The organism is Streptomyces sp. HNM0575 (assembly GCF_012726265.1).
Taxonomy (GTDB): domain Bacteria; phylum Actinomycetota; class Actinomycetes; order Streptomycetales; family Streptomycetaceae; genus Streptomyces.
In genome coordinates this window covers 152,236-177,303 of the sequence record NZ_JAASAG010000010.1, presented here as the reverse complement: position 1 = coordinate 177,303, position 25,068 = coordinate 152,236, and the positions used below count along the sequence as shown (strand labels likewise).

Below are 25,068 nucleotides of genomic sequence, written 5' to 3'. Positions count from 1 at the left end.
CAGCCGGGATGTACCGTCACACTCCGCAGCGACACCGACGCCGTACGCCGACCGGAGAGAAGAGCGAGAAGTTGTCCCCGACCCGCGAGCCCGCAAACGGCGGGCGCCGACTCGTGATCGTCGAGTCGCCCGCCAAGGCCAAAACGATCAAGGGGTACCTCGGCCCCGGCTACGTGGTCGAGGCGAGCGTGGGGCATGTCCGCGACCTTCCCAACGGCGCCGCCGAGGTGCCCGCGAAGTACAAGGGCGAGTCGTGGGCGCGGCTCGGTGTGAACGTCAATCACGACTTCGAGCCGCTGTACGTGGTGAACACGGACAAGAAGGAGCAGGTGAAGAAGCTCAAGCAGCTTCTCGCCGAATCCGACGAACTCCTACTCGCCACCGATCAGGACCGCGAGGGCGAGGCCATCGCCTGGCACCTCCGAGAGGTCCTCAAGCCGAAGGTGCCGGTGCGCCGCATGGTCTTCCACGAGATCACGCAGGACGCCATCCAGGACGCCGTGCGCAATCCGCGGGATCTGAACCAGCGTCTCGTCGACGCCCAGGAGACCCGCCGCATCCTCGACCGGCTCTACGGCTACGAGGTCTCGCCTGTCCTGTGGAAGAAGGTCATGCCGCGGCTCTCGGCCGGCCGCGTGCAGTCCGTGGCGACGCGACTCGTGGTCGAGCGGGAGCGGGAGCGCATGGCGTTCCGCTCCGCCGAGTACTGGGATTTGACGGCCACCTTCGCGACCGGGCAGGGCGGTGCCCGCGCCGGTGCCGGCGATCCGGGCACCTTCGGGGCGAGGCTCAACACCGTCGACGGCAGGCGCGTCGCGCAGGGTCGCGACTTCGGCGCCGACGGCCGGCTGAAGAACCCGGACCAGGTGCTGCACCTCGACGAGGAGAACGCGAGGGCGCTCGCCACGGCCCTCGCCGAGACGCGGTTCTCGGTGCGCTCCGTCGAGTCCAAGCCGTACCGGCGCTCGCCGTACGCCCCGTTCCGTACGACCACGCTCCAGCAGGAGGCCAGCCGCAAGCTCGGCTTCGGCGCGAAGCTGACGATGCAGGTGGCGCAGAAGCTGTACGAGAACGGCTTCATCACGTATATGCGTACGGACTCCACGACGCTTTCGGACACCGCGGTGAACGCCGCACGCACGCAGGTCACGCAGCTCTACGGCGGCGAGTACCTGCCGGAGCGTCCCCGCGTCTACACGGGCAAGGTCAAGAACGCGCAGGAGGCGCACGAGGCGATCCGCCCCTCCGGCGACCGCTTCCGCACGCCGGCCGAAACGGGCCTGACGGGCGAGCAGTTCAGGCTCTACGAGCTGATCTGGAAGCGGACCGTCGCCTCCCAGATGAAGGACGCCACGGGCCAGTCGGTGACCGTACGGGTCGGCGGGCAGGCGAGCGACGGCCGGGACGCCGAGTTCACCGCGACCGGCAAGGTCATCACCTTCCACGGCTTCCTCAAGGCGTACGTCGAGGGCTCCGACGACCCCGACGCCGAGCTGGACGACCGCGAGCGGCGCCTGCCACACGTCACCGAGGGCGACCCGCTCACCGCCGACGAGCTGTCCGTCGACGGCCACGCCACCAAGCCGCCGGCGCGCTACACCGAGGCCACGCTCGTGAAGGAGCTGGAGGAGCGGGAGATCGGCCGCCCCTCGACGTACGCCTCGATCATCAGCACCATCCTGGACCGGCGTTACGTCTTCAAGAAGGGGACGGCCCTGGTGCCCTCCTTCCTGAGCTTCGCCGTGGTGGGGCTGCTGGAGAAGCACTTCGGCCGGCTCGTCGACTACGACTTCACGGCCAAGATGGAGGACGACCTCGACCGCATCGCCGCGGGCAGCGCCGCCTCCGTGCCGTGGCTTCGCCGCTTCTACTTCGGCGAGGACGGCAGCTCGGACGGTGCGCCGGGCTCCGCCGCCGACTCGGGCAACGGCGACGGCGACCACCTGGGCGGGCTCAAGGAACTCGTCTCGGACCTGGGCGCGATCGACGCCAAGGGCGTCTCGTCCTTCCCCGTCGGTGAGGGCATCACGCTGCGCGTCGGGCGCTACGGACCGTACGTCGAAGGCCCGCCGCCCTCCCCGGACGAGCCCGGCCAGCGTGCCGACGTCCCCGACGACCTGCCGCCGGACGAGCTGACCGTCGAGCTGGCCAAGGAGCTGCTGGCCAAGCCGAGCGGCGACTTCGAGCTGGGCACCGACCCGGAGACGGGCCGCCCGATCGTGGCGAGGGACGGCAGGTACGGCCCGTATGTCACGGAGGTGCTGCCCGAGGGCACCCCGAAGACCGGCAAGAACGCCGTCAAGCCGCGCACCGCTTCGCTGCTGAAGTCGATGTCGCTGGACACGATCACGCTCGCCGACGCGCTCAAGCTGCTGTCGCTGCCCCGTGTGGTCGGCACCGACCCGGGCACGGGCGAGGAGATCACCGCGCAGAACGGCCGGTACGGGCCGTACATGAGGCGCGGCACGGATTCGCGTTCGCTGGAGACCGAGGAGCAGATCTTCACGATCACCCTCGACCAGGCCCTCGCGATCTACGCACAGCCGAAGCAACGCGGCCGTGCCGCCGCCAAGCCGCCGCTCAAGGAGCTGGGCAACGACCCGCAGAGCGAGCGTCCGGTGGTGGTGAAGGACGGCCGCTTCGGTCCGTACGTGACGGACGGCGAGACGAACGCGACGCTGCGGCGGGACGACGACCCGGAGACCATCACGGCGGAGCGCGGGTTCGAACTGCTCGCCGAGAAGCGGGCGAAGGGCCCCGCCAAGAAGGCCACCAAGAAGAAGGCGACGAAGAAGTCGACGGCCAAGAAGGCCGCGGAGAAGACGACGACGGCCAAGTCCACCTCCGCCGGGACGGCGAAGAAGACGGCCGCGAAGAAGACCGCGGCCAAGAAGACCGCGGCCAAGAAGACGGCGGCGAAGGCGACGGCGGCGAAGTCGGCGTCGGGATCGGCGAAGAAGGACGCCGCCGAGAAGTAGGGCCCGGCTCCGCGGAGGCCGTGCGCCCCCGGAGCCTAAGGCCCTGGGAACCCCGGAGGCCGTGGGCCGGAGACCCGGAGGTCAGCGCAAGTGCAAAGCCCTGGTCCCGCCCGTTTGTTCGGGCTGGGACACACGGCCTCCACGGCTCCCTATACCCTGACCGCCATGACGCGAGCAGACCAGCCAATGGGCGTACCCCCCGCACCTGACGCCCCCGACGACGCACTCGCCGCGGAGTCCCGCGAGCGCGCCGTGGGCGCGCTGTTGCGCTTCGGCCCGCTGCGGCGCCTCTGGAGCGCCCATCTGACCAGCGGCATCGGTGACGCACTGGCCCTGCTGGTGCTGTTGCTGCTGGCCCTACAGGCGGCGACGGTACGGGCGGCCGGCGCCGACGCCGTCTTCGGCGGCGGCTACCGAGGCATGGCACTGGTCATCACGGCGGTCTTCGGGGCGCGCCTGCTGGCCACGCTTCTCTTCGGGGCGGTGCTGCTCGGGCCGCTGTCGGCGCTGCTCGCCCCCGGCAAGGGCGTACTCGACCGGCGCTGGACCATGTTCGCGTCCGACGCGCTGCGCGCCCTCGCGATGATCGTCGCTCCGATGTGGATCGACTGGATGCCGGGCAACGCCTTCGCGCTCGTACTGGTCACGGTCTTCGTGCTCGGCGTCGCCGAACGCTTCTGGACCGTCGCCAAGGACAGCGCCGCTCCCGCGCTGCTGCCCGCCCCGCCGCCCGAGGGCGCCGCCGTCCGTCCGCTGCCGGACCGTCAGGAGGCGCTGCGGCGGCTGTGGCTGCGCAGCACCTTCCTGGCGCTGCCGGTCGCCGCCATCGGCCTAGTCGCGGTCACGCTCGTCAGCAACGCGCTCAGCTCGGCCTTCGCCTGGTTCCACTCGCACCAGGCGGCGCTGGGCTCGTACGTGGCGGCCGGGCTGTTCGCCGCCGCGTTCTCCGTCGTGTACTTCCTGGAGCTGCCCGACGGCGGAACTCCCCGTCCCCGCTCGCCACTTGAGGGGCTGCGCCGGCCGAGGACCGGTTCGGGCTCCGGGTCCGGGCAGGGCGCGGCGTCCGGTTCGGGCTCCGGCACCAACACCGGTGACGGCAAGGGTCGTACGGGCGCGGTGCCGCTGCTGGTGCTCGCCGGTTCCGCGACCGCGTGGGCCATCGCCTCCGCCGTCGCGATCGCCGCGCTGCACGCCGCGGACCTCGGCGGCGGGCCCATCAGCTTCGGGTTGCAGGTCTTCGCGCTCGCGGGCGGCACGGCCGCGGGCATCCGCCTCGCGCCCCGTACCCTCCCGCTGCTCTCGCGGCGGCGGCTGCTCGCCCTCGCCATAGGCCTCGCCGGTCTCGCCCTGCTGGTCGCCGGTCTGGTGACCGACGCGACGACGGGCCTCGTACTCATGGCGGTCGCGGGCCTGTCCTCGGGCGTCGCCGCGCAGGCGGGCCACGTACTCCTCGACCTGGAGACCGAGGACGCCCACCGGGCCCGCATGACGGAGCACCTCCAGGCGGTCGTGCGCATCGCGGTCGGGCTCGGTGCCCTGGTCGCGCCCGTGGCGGCCGGCTTCATCGGGCCGCACCGCGTCGTCGCCGGAGACTTCGTCTTCGACCACGGGGGCGCGGCCTTCACGCTGATGCTCGTCGGCGCGCTGCTGCTGCCCGTCGCGGCCCTCGTGCTGGGACGTACGGACGACCGCCAGGGCGTCACCCTCCGCCGGGACCTGCTCGACGCGCTCGGCGGCGGCCGCGACCCCAAGGAGGCACCGGCCGCGAACGGCTTCTTCATGGCCCTGGAGGGCGGCGACGGATCCGGCAAGACCACCCAGGTCGAGACCCTGGCCGAGTGGATCAGGGCCAAGGGACACGAGGTCGTCGTCACCAAGGAGCCGGGTGCAACGCCCGTGGGGAAGCGGCTGCGTTCGATACTGCTCGACGTGTCCTCGGCGGGACTCTCGCACCGCTCGGAGGCGCTGCTGTACGCGGCGGACCGCGCCGAGCACGTGGACACGGTCATCCGCCCCGCGCTGGAGCGCGGTGCCATCGTCCTCTCCGACCGCTACATCGACTCGTCCGTCGCCTACCAGGGCGCCGGCCGCGACCTTTCGCCCACGGAGATCGCCCGCATCTCGCGCTGGGCGACCGCCGGGCTCGTACCGCATCTGACCGTGCTGCTCGACATCGCGCCCGAGACGGCGCGCGAGCGGTTCACGGAGGCGCCGGACCGGCTGGAGTCGGAGCCCGCCGAGTTCCACGACAAGGTGCGTGCCGGCTTCCTGACGCTGGCCGCCGCGGATCCGGCCCGCTACCTGGTCGTCGACGCGGGCCAGGAGCCGGAGGCGGTCACCACGGCCGTACGGCACCGGCTCGACCAGGTGCTGCCGCTGTCGGACGCCGAGATCCAGGCGCGCGAGGACGCACGCAGGGCCGCCGAGGAGGAGGCCCGCCGCAAGGCCGAGGAAGAGGCCGCGCGCAAGGCGGAGGAGGAGCGCCGGGAGCGCGAACGGCAGGAAAAGATGGACCGGTTGCGGGCCGAGGAGCAGGACCGCAAGCGGCGTGCGGAGGAGCTGGAGCGGCAGCAGGCCGAGGCACGGCGCGCGGAGGAGGCCCGCCGCCGGGCCGAGGAGGCGCGGCGGATCGCCGAGGAGGAGCGGCAGCGGCGGGACGCGGAGGAGCGCGCCCGCGAGGAGGAGATCGCGCGCCAGCGCCGCCTCGCCGAAGAGGAGGCGCGGCTGCGGGCGCAGGCCGAGGAGCGGCGGCTGGAGAAGCAGCGCCGTGCCGAGGAGGCGCTTCAGCGGGCCGAGCAGGCACGTAACCGCGGGAACGGCGAGGACGGTCCCAGGGGCGTCAACCCGGACGGCTCCGACGGCGACACCGCCAAGCTGCCGCAGCCGGAAGACGAGCAAGGCGGCGACCGCGGCTCCGGTGGCTCCGGCGCCTCCGGTGGATACGGCGAGTACGACGCGGAGCGGACGCACGTCATGCCGCAGGCGCAGCAGGACGAGGACACGACGCTGCTGCCGCGCGTACCCGCGGAGGAGCAGGGCCGGGAACAGGACCGCGAGCAGCGCCGGGAACAGGGCCGTGGGCAGGGTCGCGAACAGGGCCGGGACCAGGGCCGTGGGCAGGACCGGCAGCAGGACCGTACGCGCGAGATGCCGCAGGTCGACCCCGGCAGCGGCCGCGGCGAACGGCCCCGTCCCGACTGGGCTGAGGAGACGCCGCTGGACGACGTGCCCTCCCTCGCGGACGAGTTGCTGGGAGGCGGCGAGGACGACGCGGAGGAGCAGGGCGGACGCAGACGCCGCCGCGGCAAGTGAACGCGGTACGCGCCCGACTTCCGCACTGCCTTCCGCACTGCCTTCCGCACTGCCTTCCGGGCGCTCCGCACGACCCTCCGGCTGAGGTGCCGGGCGTGGTGCGGGGTGTGGTTCCGGCCGGTGCGCCGGTGCGCGTGCGTGAGGCAGCGCGCGTGCGCTGACTGTCAGTGCCGTGGACCACAATGGTCGGTGAACGGACGTCGTGCGTACGCGGCGAGCGGTGCGTGCCGTGCAGTGCGGTGCATTCCGTGCGGTGCATTACGAGCGGTGCGGTGTACGGCGGTTGTGCGTGGCGCAGCCGGCGGTGAGCGTTCGCGTCGGGTCGGCGTGTGCGTCCGCAGTGCATCCATGCGCGTGCGGGCCGACGCCCGTGCGGTGAGAAACCCGTGCGGTGAGAAAGGGGGCGGGCAGCGATGGCGGTATGGGACGACGTGGTCGGCCAGGAGAAGGTGACGGCCCAGCTGAGCGCTGCCGCCCGTGACGCCGACGCCTATGTCGCCGCGGAGGCCGAGGGTCGGGGTACGGCCGCGCTGTCCGGCTCGGCCATGACCCACGCCTGGCTCTTCACCGGCCCGCCCGGTTCCGGCCGCTCCACCGCCGCGCGCGCCTTCGCCGCGGCCCTCCAGTGCGTCAGCCCGGACCGTGCGCTCGGCGGCGCGCCGGGCTGCGGCTTCTGCGACGGCTGCCATACGGCCATGGTCGGCACCCATGCGGACGTCGAGGTGATCCGTACCGACCTGCTGACCATCGGCGTCAAGGAGACGCGTGAGCAGGTGCGCAGGGCGCAGATGTCCCCGGCGGGCGGCCGCTGGCAGGTGATCGTCATGGAGGACGCCGACCGGCTGACCGAGGGCGCGGGCAACGTACTGCTCAAGGCCGTCGAGGAACCCGCCCCGCGCACGGTGTGGCTGCTCTGCGCACCCTCCACGGAGGACGTGCTGCCCACGATCCGCTCCCGCTGCCGCCATCTCGCGCTGCGCACGCCTCCGGTGGACGCCGTCGCGGACCTGCTGACGCGGCGCGACGGCATCGAGCCGGACATGGCCGCGTACGCGGCGCGCGCCACCCAGGGCCACATCGGACGGGCCCGCCGGCTGGCCACCGACGAGCGGGCGCGCAGGCGCAGGGCCGCGGTCCTCACGCTGCCGCAGCGGGTCTCGGACGTTGGCGGGGCGCTGCGCGCGGCACAGGAGTTGATCGACGCGGCGGCCGAGGACGCCAAGGAGGTCGCCGAGGAGCACGACGAGCGGGAGACCGAGGAGCTTCGGGCCGCGCTCGGCGCCTCCGAGGGCAAGGGCAGCCGGCTGCCGCGGGGCACCGCCGGCGCGATGAAGGAGCTCCAGGACAAGCAGAAGCGGCGCGCCACACGCACCCAGCGCGACTCCCTGGACCTGGCGCTGAGCGATCTCACCGGGCTCTACCGTGACGTGCTGGCACGGCAGTTGGGCTCCGGAGCGGCCCTGGCGAACGAGGAGTCCGCGGACGCGGTCGCCGGGCTCGCCGCCGCATCGGGCCCGGAGCAGACGCTGCGCCGGATAGAGGCCGTACTGGCGTGCCGTGAGGCCCTCGACCGCAACGTCGCGCCGCTGCTGGCGGTCGAGGCGATGACGATGACTCTGCGGGCGGGCTGACGGAGGCGTGGGCGCCCCGCCCACGACGGGGCGGACCGAGGGTCCGACGGGAGCTCAACAAGGGCCCAGCGGACGTCTGTTGAGAGCCGAACGGCAGGCCGACGGCAGCGGCCGGCTCGTCGGGACCGACCGGATCCGGGGACGCCGGCACCGGGCGCGGCCGGCCGGACGACCGGGCGAAGCGCGGGCCGGACGCGAGGGGTGAGAGGGGCGCAAAGGCCGAGGCCCACGCCCCGTGGGCCGACTGCCCCGCCCCCTCACCCGTATGAGGAGCCGCCCCCGTCGGGGAGACCTCTGTGATATCCGGGGCGGATACGCTCCACCTCGATTGCCGTGCCGCCCCCGAGGGCTGACGGTCCGACGCGAACCGAGGGATGGTCCATGCACACGAGGCACACCAGCCGCCTGCCCCGCACCGCGCTCGCCGTCATCGCGACGGCAGTGCTGCTGACGATCAGCGGCTGTTCGGGCAGTTCGGGGGAGTCGGGCGCCCCCCAGGGCGCCCCTTCCTCCGCCAGCAGCGACCGGGCGGCGGGCCACACCGACGCCCAGCCGCTCAAGCCGCTGCCCGCCTCCGTACCGGCCGGCCTGAAGCCGTACTACAAGCAGAAGCTCTCCTGGCGGGACTGCGGCGACGACGGTTTCCAGTGCGCCCGGATGAAGACGCCGCTCGACTACGAGCACCCGGACCCGGACAAGGACCTCCACCTCGCCGTCGCCCGCAAGAAGGCCTCCGGTAAGGGCAAGACCCTCGGCTCCCTGCTGGTCAATCCGGGCGGCCCCGGCGGCTCCGCCGTCGACTACGTGCAGCAGGCGGCGGCCGTCGGCTATCCGCCGCCGGTGCGCCGCAGTTACGACCTCGTGGGGCTCGACCCGCGCGGGGTGGCACGCAGCGAGCCGGTGCGCTGTCTGACCGACAAGCAGATGGACACCTTCACGCAGACCGACCAGACACCCGACAACGCGCGGGAGACGAACCGGCTCGTCAGCGCGTACAAGAAGTTCGCGGCGGGCTGCGACAAGCGCTCGGGCGACGTCCTCGGACACCTCTCGACCGTCGACGCGGCCCGCGACATGGACATGCTTCGGGCCCTGCTCGGCGACAAGAAGCTCAACTACGTCGGCGCCTCGTACGGCACCTACCTCGGCGCGTACTACGCCGGACTCTTCCCGCAGCGCTCCGGCAGGCTCGTGCTGGACGGCGCGATGGACCCCTCGCTGTCGATGCTGCGCATCAACCGCGACCAGACGGGCGGATTCGACACCGCGTTCAGGGAGTTCGCCAAGGACTGCGTATCCAGGAGCGACTGTCCGCTCGGGCGCAAGAGCACCAAGGACGCGGCCCGCCGGCTCAGCGCCTTCTTCGAGAAGACCGACAAGAAGCCCCTGCGCACCGGCGACCCGCGCAAGCTCACCGAGTCCCTGGCCACGACGGGCGTCATCCGCGCCATGTACGACGAGAGCTCCTGGCCGCAGCTGCGCGACGCCCTGACGAGCGCGATGGACGGCGACGGCGCCGACCTGCTCACCCTCGCCGACGAGTACTACGAGCGCGACCCCGACGGCCACTACGGCAACATCATGTACGCCAACCCGGCCGTCAACTGCCTCGATCTCCCGCCCGCCTTCTCCTCCCCCGAGGATGTGAAGAAGGCCCTGCCCTCCTTCGAGAAGGCCTCCCCGGTCTTCGGCCGCGGCTTCGCGTGGGCCGCCCTCAACTGCGGCTACTGGCCCGACAAGCCCACGGGCCGCCCCCACCGCATCGACGCCAAGGGCGCCGACCCCATCCTGGTCGTCGGTACGACGAGGGACCCGGCCACCCCGTACGCCTGGGCGCAGGCCCTCGCGGGCCAGCTCGAACCGGCCCGGCTGCTGACGTACGAGGGCGACGGGCACACCGCATACCTGCGGGGCGGCGCCTGCATCAACGACACCGTCGACACGTATCTGCTCAAGGGCGAGGCACCGAAGAACGACAAGAAGTGCCCGTAGACGGACCGCCCGGCAGCCGGCCTGCCGCACCCCGGACAGAGGGCTCACCCCGGCCCGGGGACCGGCGGTTTACCCCGTACGGAGCACCCCCGGGAACTGTGTAGACTTGTCCGCGCTGCGCTCGCTGTACGGCGCGGGCAGCCTGCCGCCTTAGCTCAGTCGGCCAGAGCGACGCACTCGTAATGCGTAGGTCGGGGGTTCGACTCCCCCAGGCGGCTCACCTGAAGCCCAGGTCACATACCCAGTGACCTGGGCTTTCTTCTGTCTCGTGGCGCTCAAGCCGTTTTGGGTGCGTCTCCATCAGGGCTCGTGCGTGAGCGATGCGTGAGCGGTGGCGTTCTTGATCTTGCTTCTGGTCTTCTTGGCGTTCGGGGACTTGGCCTTCTTCGCCTTCTTCTTGCGGCGCTTCTCGGCCTCTTTCGCCTTGGTCTTCCGCTGGAGCGGGACCAGGCCGGCGGCGGCTTCGGCTGCGTCCTTCGCGACCTCGGGGAAGACGCTCTGGTAGATGTCGCGCGTGATCCGGGTGTCGCTGTGGCCCAAGGTCTCGGAGACGACCTTCACGTCCACTCCGGCAGCGAGCATCAGTGTGGCCGCACCGTGGCGCAGGTCGTGTAGTCGGACAGGCGGGAGCCCGGAAGAGGCCACGAGTCGCTCGAAGCGGTCTGTGATCTTTCCGGGATGCAGCCACGAGCCGTCCTCCTGGGTGAAGACCAGCCCTGTGTCCACCCAGCCCGACGCCCAGGCCTCGCGGGCCGCTCGCTGTCGCTTCCGGTGCCGCTTGAGGACGCGGATCGTGTCGTCGTCGAGTGCGACGACGCGGAAGCCGCTGTCGGTCTTCGGGTCGGATTCCTCGATGTCCCAGCCGTCCTGGACGAGTTGTGCGGTCACCGTCAGGGAGTGACGTGCCAGGTCGGTTTCCGACCACATCTGCCCGCACGCTTCGCCTCGACGGAGCCCGCGAAGGGCGATGAGGTGCCACATGGCGTAGAGACGGTCCTCTGCCACATGATCGAGAAAGGCGCCCGGCTGTTCCGGCGTCCACACCATCACGGGGGAGGGTTTCTCGCCGGTGGCTTCCCACTTGGCCACTCGCTCGTCTGTCCACACGAGGGCCTTTGGCTTGCGCACGGGATCCATCTCGACGTGCGCGGCGGGGTTGAACGTGATGATCTGCTGCGCCATCGCGTCGTTGAGTGCTGCGCGGAGCGTCCCGCGAATCCGCTGGCGGGTGGCAGCTCCAGTGGTACGACGGAAGGGCGGCATGGCGTCAATGGCTGCTCTCATGGCCTTGCGGCGGGCCCGATTTTTAGCGCCCTTCCACGGGACCTTCGCCAACTCGTCCACGGCGGCGCGGCGTTGTGCGTTCTGTTCCAGAATCTCAGCGTTGGCTTCCGAGATGGAGGTGAACATCTCCGCGAGGTGGCTGACCCGCAGTCTGTCGAGACGACGACTACCGAGGTGCGGCTTCAGGTGCACGCGGATGTCGGTCTCGTACCGCGTGACGCCGGACTTGCGTATGCGCTTCGATTCCAGCCACAGATCGAGCCATTCACCGACGGTGAGGCGTCCGATCAGCTCCTGACCTGAGCCCAACCGACGGCGAGTCTCTTCCACCTCTGGCAGGGGGGCCTTGGAGTCAGCTATCTCCTCCAGCATCTCGCTTATGAGCTCGGTGCCTTCGGGGTCGTCGCTGTCGGGGATGTTGAGGAGGGCGCGTATGTGGTCGAGGTCGGCTTGTGCGGCCTTGAGGGTGTCGTAGCCGGCGCGGTTGAAGGAGCGGCGGGTGCCGTCATGGCGGGATGGGAGTTCCTGGCGGATGGAGTAGGTGCCGTGCTTGCGCCTGCTGCGTTTCGGACAGGCCGTGCCGAGTGGTTTGCCGGTCTCGGGGTCGCGGCAGTAGCAGCGGCGGTAGGTGGAGCCTTTCAAGCGTCGTCCTCCTCGGGGGAGTTGGGGTCGGGGGCGTGGGGGTGTTCGTCGAGGAAGGCGAACCATGGGGGGAGGGTGGGGGGACGGAGGTCGGCAATGCGCATCTGGGCGCGAACACGGCGGAGCGCGGTGTAGTCGTCGGCGAGGCGCTCTTCGTGGTGCTCGGCGCTGCGGAGGGCGCTGCTGCGCGTATCGGGGTCGTTCGCCATGCTGGCCTGCTGACGCCGGGACTTGGCGTATGCCCTGGCTTCTTCCGCGGAGGTCAGAGCGGCGTGGTGGTAGCGGTGCAGGCGCAGGCTCCAGTCGGAGGGGAAGCTGTTGTCCTCGCCTGTGAACCAGGCCAGCGCATCCCAGGGGTCCCTGGCTGATTGCAGGGGGAGTTGCTGGTAGGCGTCGATGTGCCCGACCGGGACGATGAGGCTGATCGGACTGGCGCGCAGGGCTTTGGCCAGCACGATGACGTCGACCAGGGGAAGTGTGCTGCGGCGTCCGGACTCCATGTTGGCGATGACGTTGCGTGGGATGGGGTGGCCGATCTCGCTGCACGCTCTGGCCAGTTGTTCGGCGCTCATGCCCAGCTCCTTGCGTCGGCGGCGTACTGCTGCGGCCACGGTGGCGGCGACCTGCACCGGCCACTCCGGAACATCATCCTCATCGTCGTGTGTCATGAAGACACAGTAGCTCTGTCTAGCCTTGTTGTACCGCCGGGAGCCGGTCGCGACCACCGTGTCCGCCGAAGGCAACGACGAGAGGGAGCACTGCACATGAACGACGAACCCGAGAAGCCCGCCGGTCGGCGGAGGGGTATGAGCCAGGGCGAGGTGCTGGAACTTCCTGCCACGGTTGACCTGGAGACCGCCAACCGTGCCCTGGGGTTGGGGCGGAGCAAGGGCTACGAACTCGCCCGCCGGGGCCACTATCCCTGCCGGGTTCTGCGGCTGGGTAACGCTTACCGGGTGGTGACCGCCGACCTGCGCTCTCTGCTCGGCCTGGCCGTCTAGCGCCGGATGCTACACACCAACTGTATGTCCCAGAGACACAGAATCGCTGGACTGTTGCCAGCGGCCGGTCGTAGGTTGCTGCTCGCCTGCCGAGAGGCGGTGCATGAGAAAGGCCCTCGGGGCTGCCACCCCAAGGGCCGAGGACGCCCCAACTGATCGCGTGTGATGACGAATCGGCGGTGCGGGGCCTGCCGGCCCCGCACCGCCGGGTGAGGAACGCCTATGGACAACCCTACGACCCAGCCCGATCCCGCCACACCCCCCACAACTATGCCGCCGTCGCACGACGGGGAGCAGCCACAGCCCGAGAGCGGCCCGTCCGCGAGCGGAGCCGGCAACCCGGAAGCGCACGACCGGAACGCCGACGCCCGCGGCGACGAACTGGCAGGGGCCGGTGCCGAATTCGAGCCGCCGGACTGCCCTGCCAGTGGTGAAGACACCGGCGCAGAGTTGCTGGACGAACTCCGCTCAGCTCTGAGCCGGTATGTGATTCTGCCGAGTACGGAGGCGTTGCATGCGGTGACGTTGTGGGTGGCTGCGACGCATCTGCAGCAGGTCTTCCAGCATGCGCCGAGGCTGGCGGTGGTCGGTCCGGCCAAGCGTTGCGGCAAGTCGAGGCTGCTGGATGTGGTCACCGAGACCGTCCACAAGCCGGTGATCACCGTGAACGCCAGCACAGCGGCGATCTTCCGGTCGGTGACCGCGAATCCGCCGACGCTGCTGGTGGATGAGGCCGACACCCTCTTCGGCAGCCCGAAGAGGCGGAGAAGAACGAGGACCTGCGCGGGCTGCTGAACGCTGGTCACCAGCGCAACCGTCCCGCTCTGCGCATCGCCGGGCCCGAGCACCAGCCGGTCTCCTTCCCCACCTTCGCCATGGCCGCGCTGGCGGGGATCGGTGACCTGCCCGACACGATCATGGACCGTGCGGTGGTGGTGCGGATGCGCCGCCGCGCACCGGGCGAGAGAGTGGCCACCTTCCGCTCCCGCCGCGACATCCCGCACCTGCATCTGCTGCGCGACCGCCTCGCCGGCTGGGCCGGTGAGGTCGCCGAACTTGCGGTGGAGCGGGAGCCGCAAATGCCGGTCGAGGACCGCGCCGCCGACACCTGGGAACCCCTCGTAGTGGTCGCCGACCTTGCTGGAGGGCCCTGGCCCGGCCTGGCGCGGTCGGCCTGTGCGGCGATGTCCGCCTTCGAGGCCGGGCAGGACGAGGAGGGCGGGCTGAGGATCCGCATCCTGGCCGACATCCGCACCGCCTTCGCCTCCTGCGGCGATCCCGAAGCGCTGGCCACCACACGGCTGCTGGGGATTCTGAAGGAGGATGCGGAAGCCCCCTGGGCCGAGTACGGCACCAGCGGACTGACCCCGCGCGGGCTGCAGCTACTGCTGAGGGACTACGGCATCACCTCGGCCAACATCCGCTTCCCCGACGGCATCCAGGCCAAGGGCTTCGCCCGCAACAAGTTCCTCGACGCCTGGGCCCGCTACTGCCCCACCCAGGCCCCAGCGCCGCCTGGGGGCTGACCCGCCTCGACTGGTCCCACCCGTCCCCGCGCAGCTCACCGCCGGGACGAGTACCGGGCCCGCAACGAGTCGACCCGTCACACCCCCTCCACCCGTCCCTGTGCTGACCAGCCACGCAACCAGTGGGACGAGTGCAACGCCAACCGCCCCTGCAGCAGGCGTGCGCAGCGTTCCGGCCACACCTGCCGACACCCTCCACCCCCTGGAGACACCGCCGCATGACCAACCCCACGCACGACCCCACGACGCCGCTTGCCCGACGGGTGAGCGGCTGGGACCGCGCCGCGATCCTCGCCCTCGGCGCCGCCGCCTGCGCACTGTCGTACGACGCGCTGCAGCAGATGGCCATCGCCATCCACATACGCGGCCCGCTGACCTACCTCTTCCCCCTCGTCATCGACGGGTTCATCGCCTACGGCGTCCGCGCACTCCTCGTCCTGAACACTGCGCCCTTCCGGGCACGGCTGTATGTGTGGACGCTCTTCGGCACCGCTACCGCCGCAAGCCTCTGGGCCAACGCCCTCCACGCCATCCGCCTCAACAACCTCGCCGAATCAGGCGGCCTGCGGCTCGGAGACATCACCGTCGGCCTGCTCTCCGCACTCGCACCCCTCGCCCTCGCAGGCGCCGTCCACCTCTACATCCTCATCGCCCGCCAAACCGACACCGGCGCTGGGCAAGGGGACGGCAGCGAACGCGCGCTGGCGCTCGAAGCCACGGAAGAAGCAGAGTCGCCCGCTTCCGTGCAGACGGCCGAGGACACGCCTCGGCGGATGCGGCGCATCGGCCGCCCACCCGGCGCAGAACTCCCCGAACTCCTCGACCTGGCACGACCGCTGTTCGCAGCGCACGAAACCCCCACCCGCGAGACGGTCCGCCACACCATCCGCACCGCCGGACACAGCATCAGCGAAGACCGCCTCACCCAGATCATGACCACCCTCCGCAGCGCATCGTCTGGCCAGACCGGGGACTGAGCCCGCCCCAAGGACGGCGCACGGAAGGAGCGCTGGCCAGGTCTGGCTTGTCAGCGCGGAGCGGCACATTGCCGACAAACGAGCCAGTCCACTCGATTCCAAGGAGCGCCAAGCTCGGCCTGATCAAGGACTTGCGGGACCTGACCCCCATCGACCTCCTGTACCGCTGGTGCGCTTCGCTCGCGGGTTGCCTTGCGCTGTTCTGCCTGATGACTGATGCTCATTCGCCACTCGTGCTGGCACATGATGTTGCGCAATGGCTGGGAGCCCCAGCGAACTGGGCTGAGGCTGCCCAGCACTGGATAGCACAGCGGAGAGAGGATCTCGGCAAGGTAGCTGCCTTCACCGTCCTTGTCGGTACGTTGACGTGCGCGCTGCAGGAGGAGGTCCTCGGTGAGAGCCGAGCTGCTTCGACCGCCGTGCTCGGCTTTGCCCTCGCTATGGAAGCCAAATACCTGGCCATGGCGTTGATGTACTTCGCCTTTGCCGCCGTCGTCGCACTCCTCATACGCCACAAGGGTTGGCGCAAAGCTCTCAAGCGAGGCTCCCTCTCGATCATGATCGCTTTCCTTGTCGGGCCCCTCGCGGGGCTATGGCCTCTCGGACGGCCGAAACGCGCCGCTACAGATCAGCAGCAAGCATGAGACGCCCGAGCGCTCGGAATACTGAGCGCGCACGACAAGGCCCGTGCACTCGATCAAGGCATCGACGTCGATCTTCTTTGCCGGACCGTGCATTGACCGGAACTCCCCGCAGGCCAAACCCGATACGCCCGAGGACGGTCCACGGTCCGCAGCTCCAGCGGACCGCCTCACGCAACAGCTACGGCAGTTCGGTCGAGCATCGGGCCACCCCAGCGGACCGCTCCTCTCAGCCCGGACCGGTCCGCAGCTGGCCAAGACCCAGCCACCTCCGAAACGCCTCGCTACCCCCAACACGCCACGGAGAACGCCGACATGCACGAAACACACCACGAAACCCCGCCCGACCAGCAGCAGATGGCAGACCACCCCAGCCGAAGCGCAGCAAGGTATCCCGTTGGACCGTCCAAGGGCCGGTCCAACGGGATGGTCTCCGCCCCGGGGGTGGCGGAGACCTGCGGGCACCGGGGGGTGCCCGAAAAGGACCGGCTCGTCGACGCCGGACCGGCCGCAGTGCAGCGTGCGGCCGAGGAGGCTGCCCTCTACCGCGTCGCGCGCCGCCGCCCGTACGGCAAGGGACAGCGCACCCAGCGCGTCGATGCCCGCTACAGCACGGACGAGAAAGCCAAGATCCTCGCCAAGGCCCGCGCATTGGGCATCACCGGCGCGCACCTCGTCGGCGCCGCGGTCATGGCCTACATAGACGGCGACCTGACACTGCCCGGCCAGCGCACCGCCGTTGACGACTACATCGACGAACTGGCCGCCCTGCGCAAACAAGTCGCGAGGATCGGCTGGAACGTCAACCAGATCGCCAAACGGCTCAACTCCGGAGGCCATCCCCATCCTGTGGACGCCACCGTCCTCGAACGGACCGAGCGCACCCTGAACGCTGTCGGCAGCGCGACCACGAGCATCGACGACGCCGCGCACCGGGCAGCCACGCAGATGCGGCAGACCGCCGCGTGATCGCCAAGATCACACGCGGCAAGAACACCGCCTCCCTGCTCGGCTACCTCTACGGCCCCGGCCGCGCCAACGAACACACCGACCCCCACCTGGTCGCCTCCTGGGACGGCTTCGCCCCCGACCCCGGCCGCAGTGCGGACTTCACCGCCACCAAGAAGCAACTCGTCAACGCCCTGAACCTGCGCGTGCACCAGGCTGGCGACCGCGCACCCGACCAGCATGTGTGGCACTGCTCAATACGGGCCGCACCCGAAGACCGCATCCTCAGCGACGAAGACTGGGCGGACATCGCCCGCCGCATCGTCCACGCCACAGGTATCGCCCCCAACGGCGATCCGGGTGAGTGCCGTTGGGCCGCCGTTCGCCACGCCGACGATCACATCCACATCGCCGCCACCACCGTTCGAGGCGACCTACGACCGGCCCGTCACTGGAACGACTACCTCACCGCCGACCGCGAACTCGCCGCCGTCGAAGCCGACTACGGCCTGCGCCGGGTCGCCCGCGGCGACCGCACCGCCGCGAAGCGCCCCACCCGCGCCGAGAAAGAGAAATCCCTCCGCAGCGGCCATCAGCTCACCGCCCGCGAACGCCTCCGCACCATCGTCCGGACAGCCCTCTCGGCCGCCACCAGCACCGAGAAGTTCATCGGCATCCTCACCGACACCGACGGCATCCTGATCGAAATCCAGCACTTCCCCTCCGGCGACATCCGCGGCTACAAAGTCGCCCTCGACGGCGACACCAACGCCGCCGGACAGCCCATCTGGTTCTCCGGCTCCAAACTCGCCCCCGACCTCTCCCTCCCCAAGATTCACGAACGCCTCGCCGCCGGCAACGACACGAGCACCAACGACCACAGGGGGCGAAGCAACCGGAATCCCTGGCACGACGCCACGGCAGCCACCGAGGAGATCCCCGAGCGTCTCGACCAAGGCGACGACGCAGCGGCCCAAGCCCACTTGGCCGCTCTCGGCGAAGCCCTCGACGCCCTGCCTCTCGTCGCCCCAACACCGCTCCGGGCCCAACTCCGCCAAGCCGCTGCCGCGTTCGAACGGGCAACCCGCTCCCGCATCCGCTCCGAACACCACCACGCACGCGCACTACGCAGTGCCATGCGGGCCGTCCTACGTGATCCCGCCCCTGCGGGCGACGGAACCGGCCTCGCCATGCTCCTCGACGCCGCAGTCCTCGCCGTCATTGCCGCCACCCGCTGGCATCAACTACGCCAGCACGACCAACAGGTCACTGCCGCGCGCAGAGCTGTTGTTCACCTGCAGGCCGCTTACGATCGCGCAGCCCCCGTGCAACTGGAAGCGCTCGTGAAGAGGAAACCTCCAGCACGCGCAGTGCGACAGCACATCCGGCAGATCCACGCCTGCCTACCCGACTACGCCGAACGGATACTCGGCGACCCCGCATGGGAAGCACTCGCCGCAGCCCTGACGAATGCAGAGATGTCTGGCCACGACCCCGAGCGGCTCATCCAGCAGGCCGCCGACCAGCGGGCACTCAGTGATGCCCGCTCTCCCGCCCAGGTCCTCACATGGCGCGTGCACCGCCTTGCCCTGAGCCCCATGCCGAGTGCCCGACCCGTGGCAGCAGCCGCACAACAATCGCCACTGCGCGACCGCACAGCAACAACAAGGCGACGTCGCTGACCTCCCAGTCTCACGCCGAGGCGGCGTCCATCGCCAGACTCCACAGGCTGTCGAACCGACACTCCGCTGATGATTGACCAGATATAGAACCTCAATAAAGCCTGGACATGCCGCACCGGCAACCTCTAGTCTCTACCTTGGCTTTAGATCGGTACTACTTAGGCTTATGGGGTTGCATTGTGAAGATCGTGATCGAAGACGTGTCCGAGGCGTTCGCTCGGCAGCTTGTGGAACTCGCAGCCACCAACGGACTCGTTGTCGCCGTTGAGCCCGAGTCGCTCCAGTGGACGGCCGGGCGTGCCGAATCCTTGCTGCGAGACATCCCAGACGCAGCGCTCGAAATCATTCGGGTGACGGTGGATGGCAACGGCTGGGGAGATGCCAGCAACCTCCGTGGCGAAGACGGTGCTTCGCTGAAGGGGCGAACCGGAGCTATTACCAAAGCCATCAAGCGGGGTGTCAAGACAGGGCGACTCCCCGAGGGGCTGCCGACTCCAGTGATCGCCAGCTACGACCCGAACAACCCCTCCTACCAGCGGACCGCGGGTTTCACGATGCCTGAGGAGTTGCTGCCAGCCTTCCGGGATGCATTCAAGCGGATTTGACATCACCGCCGGGGGCCTGGGGGCCCAATCTGTCGGCGCCGCCAGGACGCATGGCTACGAGCGAGATGACCGTGCATCCATATGACGTAGATGACGGTAATCCAGGTACGAAGTTTGATTTCCATAGGGACGACACATCAGGAGAGTGCATGGGCGCACCACCCAAGATGACCGCACGAGAGGCGTTCGACCTCAACATCGAGGACGCCGAGATACTTGTTGAACTTGCAAAGCTACTGGTCAACCAGCGTCAGCGCAGGATGCGGCGCGAACTTCGGGAGAGGCTCGGCGAAGCGCTTTCGCTTGCGCGGAAGCACTGGACCGAGCTCGAATGCCTTGAAAATGACCGAGTGTTCGTGACCTTCAAGCCAGGACACGCATCGTTGCGCGCCAAGTTAGACGAGGTCAATCTTCGGCCTCTTCTCAGGCAGGCCCTCGTGGCCGCATGCGCTGCAGTCGAGACATTCTGCGCGGACCGAGTCATGGAACGCTACGCAGCGGCGATCGCCGCAAACCCGCCTCCGGGCGGCTTGCTGGAACTCTCTATGACCGTCGGGGACTATCTCGCCATCGAGGAGTACCAAAAGAAGGGGTGGGGGCTCCGACAGGTCGTTGAACTCGAACTGCGGCAGCGCGCCAGCCCTGCCCCCGCGCAGATAGGACAACTCTTCAGCCTGGTCGGTGAGAAGAAGCTCCTGAGTAGGGTTGACAGACGTCGCAAGGTTAATGTCGGCGACTCGACGACAGAGCTTGATCGAATCGTGATGCGACGCAATTTGATCGCCCATACCGGCGATCGTCTCGGCAGGGGAAGAGCCACGATTTCAGTCGACGAAGTGGAGGATGATCTTGCGGTCATCGTGTCGATCATCGATGCGCTAGATCAGGAGACAAGGCCCGAACGCTGACAATGGCGAATCCCGCGCGGCGTGAACTCCCCGGGTCTCCCTGGAGATCACGCCGCGCAGTGGCGCGCTATGCCGTCTGGGAGAATCTCGGCCGGTTCGTTCTCGACTTGACCAATAGCAAGGGACCAGAAATATTCAGGCTCATCTTTGCAGGTGGGCGATCCAGACACCCGGTCCACTGCTCGGGTCGTCGCGATACGTGGCTCAAGCTCCGTGGGCGGAAGTTGAACCGCTGCCCTTGCCGGACGTGAGATCAGACACGAGTAAGTCGGCCACCATCTCCTCCAGCACGGCTACGCCGTGTTCTGCGATCGCCGGAGTAAGAGCCTGGTCCCAAGGCGCCTCCGTGAGCCGTCCCGCAGGAGGCCCCTGAGGGCGTTCGGCGACCGAGTAGCGATAGTCCGCGGCCGTCATGCGCCAGGGGGCGGCGGAGGTTTTGTCCAGGACGTAGGCGGCGATGCGTATGCCTTCCCCGTCGAAGTCGCCGTGGTAGCGCAGCTCGGCTCCCTCAGCGGCCAGCATGCGGAGGAGGTGGATAGACGCGCTGTTTGGCCATCCTGACGTGCAGACCAGGGGCGGGCAGTAAGGGCCGAAGCGGCGAAGGGCGAGCGCCATGATGCTGGGATTCTCGGTGATGTGCACGGGCACTGCGGGGAAGCGGAACTCGCCCGGTGTTCGGAGCTGGGCGAGGGTGAGAGATGCGGCTTGTCCGGCTTCGGTGCAGGCGTTTGTTACTCGGCTCAGCGTGCCGTGGCCATCAGGACATAGTCCTGCGGTGAGGACGGTCGTGGAGAGTTCGTCGTCGGCGATGCCGGCCCGCGCCCATAGTGCGCGTCGTTGCTGTGCGCCGTCTGGTGGCTCAACGCCGTAGACGGTCGAGAGGGCTCGAAGAACAAGGGAGGACAGGCGAGTTCCGTCGTCCAGCGCGTGCGAGTCCCCGTCCAGCGTGTGTGCTGCGAACACCGGCAGGGGTTCCCCGCCGGCGGGCAGGGCGGCGAGTACGGTCAGGGCCGCGGAGAGCAGCTCTCGGGTTCGGGTTACCGAGCCGTGGATGGGGCCTGCGCCGCGACAGTGCGTTGCCCAGTCGGCGAGCGCCGGTTGGGACCGCACAGTGTTGTGATTTTCCAGCCAGGCCCACAGCGCGGCTCGCTCGTCGTTGGTGCGGCGTCGGTCGGCTGCGCGGTCGTCGATGGGGCCGACGATGTCGGCGACGACCTCGCGAACCGTACGGCCGTCGGTTTCGGCGAGGGCAGCTTCCAGTCGGGTGAGTGCGATGAAGGGTTTGGCGTCCGGCAGCCGGTCCAGTCCCAGCAGGTCGGCCAGGGCTTCTCGTTCAGCGTCGTTCAACGGTCCGATGCGAACTCGGCTGACGGGCCGGCCGGATGACAGGCGGTCGTGGAACGCTAGCCAGACGGGGTGCAGTTCGGGTCGTCGCAGAGAGCGGTCGCTCATGCCGGGACTTCCTCCGTCTCGTCCGGCTCCAGTCCGTTCCCGTCCCAGATGAAGCGTGCGCTGGTGACGGCGTCGTCGCGGTCGGCACCGGTGATCAGTTGGTGGACTGCGATGCCAGCGAGTTCGCGGTACGTGGCCCACTCGTGGTCGGAGGTGAGCATGAGGTCGAGGTCGAGTGCGCTGAGTAGAGCGAAGACCTGTCCGCGGTTGACGGTGTCGACACCGACGAAGACCTCGTCCAGCAGGATCGGCCGGGGGGCCTCCGGCACCGCCTCGTAGTGGGCGGCCACAGCAGCGAAGAGCGGCAGGTGCAGGGCGATCGCCTTCTCACCTCCGGACAAGGCGCCGTGCATCTTCTTGGTGAGCAGCTGCCAGCCATGGCCATTGGCCCGGTCGAGCTTGACAACGAGCTGGTGCCAAGCCGTGTAGTCGAGTACCTCGGACAGTTGCTCTTCCCAAGTGGCCGCTGTGTTCCTGGCCTTGGCCTCCTCGATGCGGCTGCGGAAGAACGCGTGCAGGGCTTCCCGGTCAGCGTCCGTGACTCGCCCGGGGTCCTTGAGAAGCAACTCACGGGCGGTGCGGGTGCCTGGGGGCAGATCCGGATGGATCTGCCACACCAGCTGAACCGCGACGTTCGAGGCTGTGCGGACACGCTCCAGGTGACCGTTCATCCGGTCGACGAGTTCGTTGGCCTGGCGGATGCGCGCCGCCAGGTGGCGCCGGGTGTCTCCGGTCAGGGTTTGGTCGAAGAGGCGGCGCTCGGCGGTGGTGATGTCGTCGCGGCTGCTGTCGCGCTCGGCGGTGAGGATTCGGAGGAGTCCCGTGGCCCCGACCCGCACGCCGTCCATCGTGGCGGCGAAGACCTGTACGTCCTCATCGGGTTCCAGGTCCAGGTCGGTGCGTTGGCCGAGCAGGGGACGAGCTTCGTAGACGGTTTCGAGGAGTCGGGTGGCGGCGTCGCTGACGTTGCGCGGTTCGTGAGGGATGTTGGGCCACTTCGCAGCGACGCTGCGGGCGGACGCAAGGGTGGCTCGTGTGCCGTCTTGTGCGGTGAGTTCTCCTGAGACACCCGCGTCTTCGGGGAGGCCAAGAAGGGACAGGTGCCGGAACCTCTGCGCTGCCGCGTCCCTGGCGCTGACGGCCTTGTCGCGCTCCTCGGCGTCTTGGGTCATCGTGGCCTGCAGCTGTCCGATGCGCTGATCCAGTGCCCGGAGATCCTCGTTCCTAAGCCGCATGTTGTCGCGGCTGCGGTGGTGCTCCTCCCTCATCTCATGGATGCGGGCGGCCACTTGGCGGAAGTCCTCGCCGACGGTGCTCTCTACTGCTTCCAGCTTGGCCCTGAGCCCCGATGACTCGGAATCGGCAGTTTCAGCCTCCTCAGTATGCTCCTGTGCGGCGGCGAGTGAGCGAGCAGCTTGGCTGCCGGCTGATGTTGATCGCTCCATGGCGGCTGACCAGCGCATGCAGGCGTCTGCCCAAGCGTCGGCCATGTCGCGGAACGTATCGACGGCGGACGATAGGTCCTTGAGAAGGCCGCGGTCCGTGGGCAGCCCATACTCCGTGGACAAGCGGCTGAGCTGGCGGAGGGACTTCGTAACGTCAGCTTCCCGCTCCTCAAGGAGCTTCGCAGCGGCTCGCAGGGCGTCGTCCCGGACGCCGATTCCTTCCTCTGCCCGGTCCCAGAGCCGCCGTTTCTCGTTGAGGTCCCGGTACCGGGGACGCGCTGAGAGGTCAGCGTCCAGACGGTTGCGACGCTCGCGGCATTCGCGCATCTGCGCGTCGCAGGTGGCGATGGTGCTGTTCACCTCGGTAAGACGCTCGGTGAGTTGGTCGATACGGCGCCTCCTGGTCCGTTCTCGGGCGAGGGAGCCGATGTGGGCCGGCTCCTCCTTGACCCAGGTGCCTGTAGCGGAGGCAAGCCGCCAGCTGCCGTCTGCGCCGACTGCGGCCAGGTGCTCGTTTGGTAGCCGCGGGCCGTAGGAGATGCTGCCGAGTAGCCGCGAGATCGAGTCGGCGGCGACGGGGATGTCGGCCTCTGGACGCAATACGTCCAGAAGGGAGGCTCCTGGAGCCGGAACTGCCCAGGCGGCCTCGGCCCAGGTGTCATGCCCTGGGAGCACCACTTCGTCGTCCGGTTTGACCCAGGCATCCAGCAGTCCTGATGCTTCCAATGCCGCTTCGACGCCTGCTTGCACGTCGACCGGTACGTCGTCGTGGAAGGCCACCAGCCGCCAAAGCGGAGCGCCTGCCATCGTCGATCGGTCCGTGGTACGGGTAGGCGGGGCAGCGGGGGGCAGGTCGGCTTCCCGCCGCAGGGCTTCAATGGTTTCGGTGAGCGTTCCTCGCTCGTCCAATGCCGCACCGCGGGCTGTATCGGTACGTGCCTCGCGGTCGGCGATCTCCCCAACCACGCTCCGCATCGCCGAGTCCACCAGTGACGCGACATCGTCTTCGACCGCCGTGAGCGAGACCAACGCCTCGACGTCGTCGAAGCGAAGCTCCACACACCCTGCGGCCCACTCGCGCAGCAACTGCGCCTGCTTCGTCAGCGCCTCTTCGTATACGCGGATTGCCTCGTCCCGTCGGTGTACAGCATCCGCAAGCCGATCGCGAGCCTCATCCAGCGACGCTTCGGCAGCTGCTCGGTCGCTCAACGCGCGGTCGTGCGCTCCGATGGCAGTGCCTACTTCGACAATCTGGCCACGCCGTGCCTCGGCCGCGCCACGCGCTAGATGGCGAGACCGTGCCACCTGATCGTCCCCGACGGACTCGGAGGTCTCAGACGGTGTGCCGATCATCGTCTTCGCTTCTTGATAGATGGACTCCAGACCCGCTGTGCGTGCCGCTCGATGGGCGTCTTCCGATGCCTCGCGTGCGCGATCGGCACACTCCCGGGCGCGTGCTGCGGCTTCCGCGGCGTGCTGCTCGTCCTCGCCTGCTTGTAGCTGCTTGGCATCTGCTGTTTCGCGAAGCCGTTTCGCCCGCCGTGCCGAATGTTCGAAGCTTCGGCGAAGCTGGTCCAGTTCTTCACCCTGCTTGTAGATGTCGCTCTCTTTGAGGCCCTCGATACCGGCTTCCAGTTCGTCCGCGCGCTGCTGAAGCTCGTCTCTCTGCAGTTCCGTTGCGTGTTGGTCTCGCTGGGCCTGTTCGTGCTGTTCCGTGCTCTCCCGGGCCACGCGGGTGAGGTTGTCCATGTCGGTCGTTGCCGAGATCAGCTTCGCGGCGCCGGAGCGAAGCACCCGCTAGGCATAGCTGCGTTGCCGAGAGGCGACGGATTCGGCGGCTGAGACCTCTTCGTCCAACTGCCGCAGTTGTTCACGCTGCCGGTCCAACCGCTCGAAACCCTCGGCGAGTTCGGTGATCTCTCCCTCACCGAGCGGTGGCAGAGCCCGAGAGAGCAGGGAGGAGAGCAGAGACGGGTCCAGACGTTCGGAGAGCTTCGGCTGGCGCAGCTGCGTAGAGCCGTGATCAATGCCTCGTAGCGCTGCT

The 25,068-nt window shown here is 69.1% G+C and carries 14 protein-coding genes, 1 tRNA gene and 2 pseudogenes; 13 read left to right on the top strand and 4 right to left on the bottom strand.

The window, feature by feature from the left end; all coding sequences use genetic code 11:
- Positions 1 to 71 precede the first annotated feature (71 nt).
- From topA to HCC61_RS23180, 5 genes are all read left to right on the top strand, one after another.
- Positions 72 to 2,978 carry a type I DNA topoisomerase gene (gene topA, locus HCC61_RS23200; RefSeq protein ID WP_169138426.1) on the top strand — a complete coding sequence of 969 codons (2,907 nt, stop codon included), beginning with the start codon at positions 72 to 74 and terminating at the stop codon, positions 2,976 to 2,978.
- Between the two features lie 165 nt (positions 2,979 to 3,143).
- Entirely contained in the window at positions 3,144 to 6,290 is a 3,147-nt protein-coding gene (gene tmk, locus HCC61_RS23195; RefSeq protein ID WP_169138424.1) for a dTMP kinase, read from the top strand.
- A 413-nt stretch (positions 6,291 to 6,703) separates the two neighbouring features.
- The gene (locus HCC61_RS23190) at positions 6,704 to 7,921 is read left to right on the top strand and encodes a DNA polymerase III subunit delta' (RefSeq protein ID WP_169138422.1); all 1,218 of its coding nucleotides are present in this window, start codon (positions 6,704 to 6,706) and stop codon (positions 7,919 to 7,921) included.
- A gap of 381 nt (positions 7,922 to 8,302) precedes the next feature.
- Complete coding sequence (locus HCC61_RS23185) at positions 8,303 to 9,913, top strand: alpha/beta hydrolase (RefSeq protein WP_169138420.1); 1,611 nt, start codon at positions 8,303 to 8,305, stop codon at positions 9,911 to 9,913.
- Positions 9,914 to 10,057: 144 nt separating this feature from the next.
- A tRNA-Thr gene (locus tag HCC61_RS23180) sits at positions 10,058 to 10,131 on the top strand.
- 82 nt (positions 10,132 to 10,213) lie between these two features.
- On the opposite strand, the gene HCC61_RS23175 is transcribed toward HCC61_RS23180, so the two are convergent.
- Together HCC61_RS23175 and HCC61_RS23170 are read right to left on the bottom strand one after the other, a co-directional pair.
- Positions 10,214 to 11,839 (bottom strand): site-specific integrase, encoded by a 1,626-nt coding sequence (locus HCC61_RS23175; protein WP_169138418.1) that lies wholly within the window; start codon positions 11,837 to 11,839, stop codon positions 10,214 to 10,216.
- Entirely contained in the window at positions 11,836 to 12,507 is a 672-nt protein-coding gene (locus HCC61_RS23170; RefSeq protein ID WP_169138416.1) for a helix-turn-helix transcriptional regulator, read from the bottom strand. The genes HCC61_RS23175 and HCC61_RS23170 overlap by 4 nt, the downstream gene beginning before the upstream one ends.
- 96 nt (positions 12,508 to 12,603) lie before the next feature.
- On the opposite strand from HCC61_RS23170, the gene HCC61_RS23165 reads away from it, so the two are divergent.
- The 8 genes and pseudogenes from HCC61_RS23165 to HCC61_RS23130 all read left to right on the top strand — a co-directional run bounded on the left by HCC61_RS23165 (position 12,604) and on the right by HCC61_RS23130 (position 20,127).
- Entirely contained in the window at positions 12,604 to 12,840 is a 237-nt protein-coding gene (locus HCC61_RS23165; RefSeq protein ID WP_240969213.1) for a hypothetical protein, read from the top strand.
- Positions 12,841 to 13,110: 270 nt separating this feature from the next.
- A pseudogene (locus tag HCC61_RS23160) lies at positions 13,111 to 14,366 on the top strand (DUF3631 domain-containing protein).
- Between the two features lie 218 nt (positions 14,367 to 14,584).
- Positions 14,585 to 15,022 (top strand): annotated as a pseudogene (locus HCC61_RS30905) (DUF2637 domain-containing protein); the annotation flags it as partial.
- A gap of 389 nt (positions 15,023 to 15,411) precedes the next feature.
- Positions 15,412 to 15,987 carry a hypothetical protein gene (locus tag HCC61_RS23150; protein ID WP_169138412.1) on the top strand — a complete coding sequence of 192 codons (576 nt, stop codon included), beginning with the start codon at positions 15,412 to 15,414 and terminating at the stop codon, positions 15,985 to 15,987.
- A gap of 423 nt (positions 15,988 to 16,410) precedes the next feature.
- A complete protein-coding gene (gene mobC / locus HCC61_RS23145) occupies positions 16,411 to 16,953 on the top strand; it encodes a plasmid mobilization relaxosome protein MobC (RefSeq protein WP_346777346.1) in 543 nt (180 codons plus the stop codon).
- Positions 16,950 to 18,614 carry a mobilization protein gene (locus HCC61_RS23140; RefSeq protein WP_169138407.1) on the top strand — a complete coding sequence of 555 codons (1,665 nt, stop codon included), beginning with the start codon at positions 16,950 to 16,952 and terminating at the stop codon, positions 18,612 to 18,614. The genes mobC and HCC61_RS23140 overlap by 4 nt, the downstream gene beginning before the upstream one ends.
- Before the next feature lie 179 nt (positions 18,615 to 18,793).
- On the top strand, positions 18,794 to 19,219 hold the full coding sequence (locus HCC61_RS23135) for a hypothetical protein (protein WP_169138405.1): 426 nt from the start codon (positions 18,794 to 18,796) through the stop codon (positions 19,217 to 19,219).
- Positions 19,220 to 19,368: 149 nt separating this feature from the next.
- The gene (locus tag HCC61_RS23130; RefSeq protein WP_169138403.1) at positions 19,369 to 20,127 is read left to right on the top strand and encodes a HEPN domain-containing protein; all 759 of its coding nucleotides are present in this window, start codon (positions 19,369 to 19,371) and stop codon (positions 20,125 to 20,127) included.
- A gap of 204 nt (positions 20,128 to 20,331) precedes the next feature.
- Here the strand turns inward: HCC61_RS23130 and HCC61_RS23125 are convergent, their stop codons facing one another.
- Together HCC61_RS23125 and HCC61_RS23120 are read right to left on the bottom strand one after the other, a co-directional pair.
- On the bottom strand, positions 20,332 to 21,579 hold the full coding sequence (locus tag HCC61_RS23125; RefSeq protein ID WP_169138401.1) for a TIGR02679 family protein: 1,248 nt from the start codon (positions 21,577 to 21,579) through the stop codon (positions 20,332 to 20,334).
- Positions 21,576 to 24,818 carry a TIGR02680 family protein gene (locus HCC61_RS23120; protein ID WP_346777345.1) on the bottom strand — a complete coding sequence of 1,081 codons (3,243 nt, stop codon included), beginning with the start codon at positions 24,816 to 24,818 and terminating at the stop codon, positions 21,576 to 21,578. Before HCC61_RS23120 ends, HCC61_RS23125 begins: the two co-directional genes overlap by 4 nt.
- Positions 24,819 to 25,068 lie beyond the last annotated feature (250 nt).

Coding starts and splice junctions, on each gene's coding strand:
- tmk (WP_169138424.1), top strand. CDS start 3,144: ATGACGCGAGCAGACCAGCCAATGGGCGTACCCCCCGCACCTGACGCC.
- HCC61_RS23190 (WP_169138422.1), top strand. CDS start 6,704: ATGGCGGTATGGGACGACGTGGTCGGCCAGGAGAAGGTGACGGCCCAG.
- HCC61_RS23185 (WP_169138420.1), top strand. CDS start 8,303: ATGCACACGAGGCACACCAGCCGCCTGCCCCGCACCGCGCTCGCCGTC.
- HCC61_RS23170 (WP_169138416.1), bottom strand. CDS start 12,507: ATGACACACGACGATGAGGATGATGTTCCGGAGTGGCCGGTGCAGGTC.
- HCC61_RS23165 (WP_240969213.1), top strand. CDS start 12,604: ATGAACGACGAACCCGAGAAGCCCGCCGGTCGGCGGAGGGGTATGAGC.
- mobC (WP_346777346.1), top strand. CDS start 16,411: ATGGTCTCCGCCCCGGGGGTGGCGGAGACCTGCGGGCACCGGGGGGTG.
- HCC61_RS23130 (WP_169138403.1), top strand. CDS start 19,369: ATGGGCGCACCACCCAAGATGACCGCACGAGAGGCGTTCGACCTCAAC.
- HCC61_RS23125 (WP_169138401.1), bottom strand. CDS start 21,579: ATGAGCGACCGCTCTCTGCGACGACCCGAACTGCACCCCGTCTGGCTA.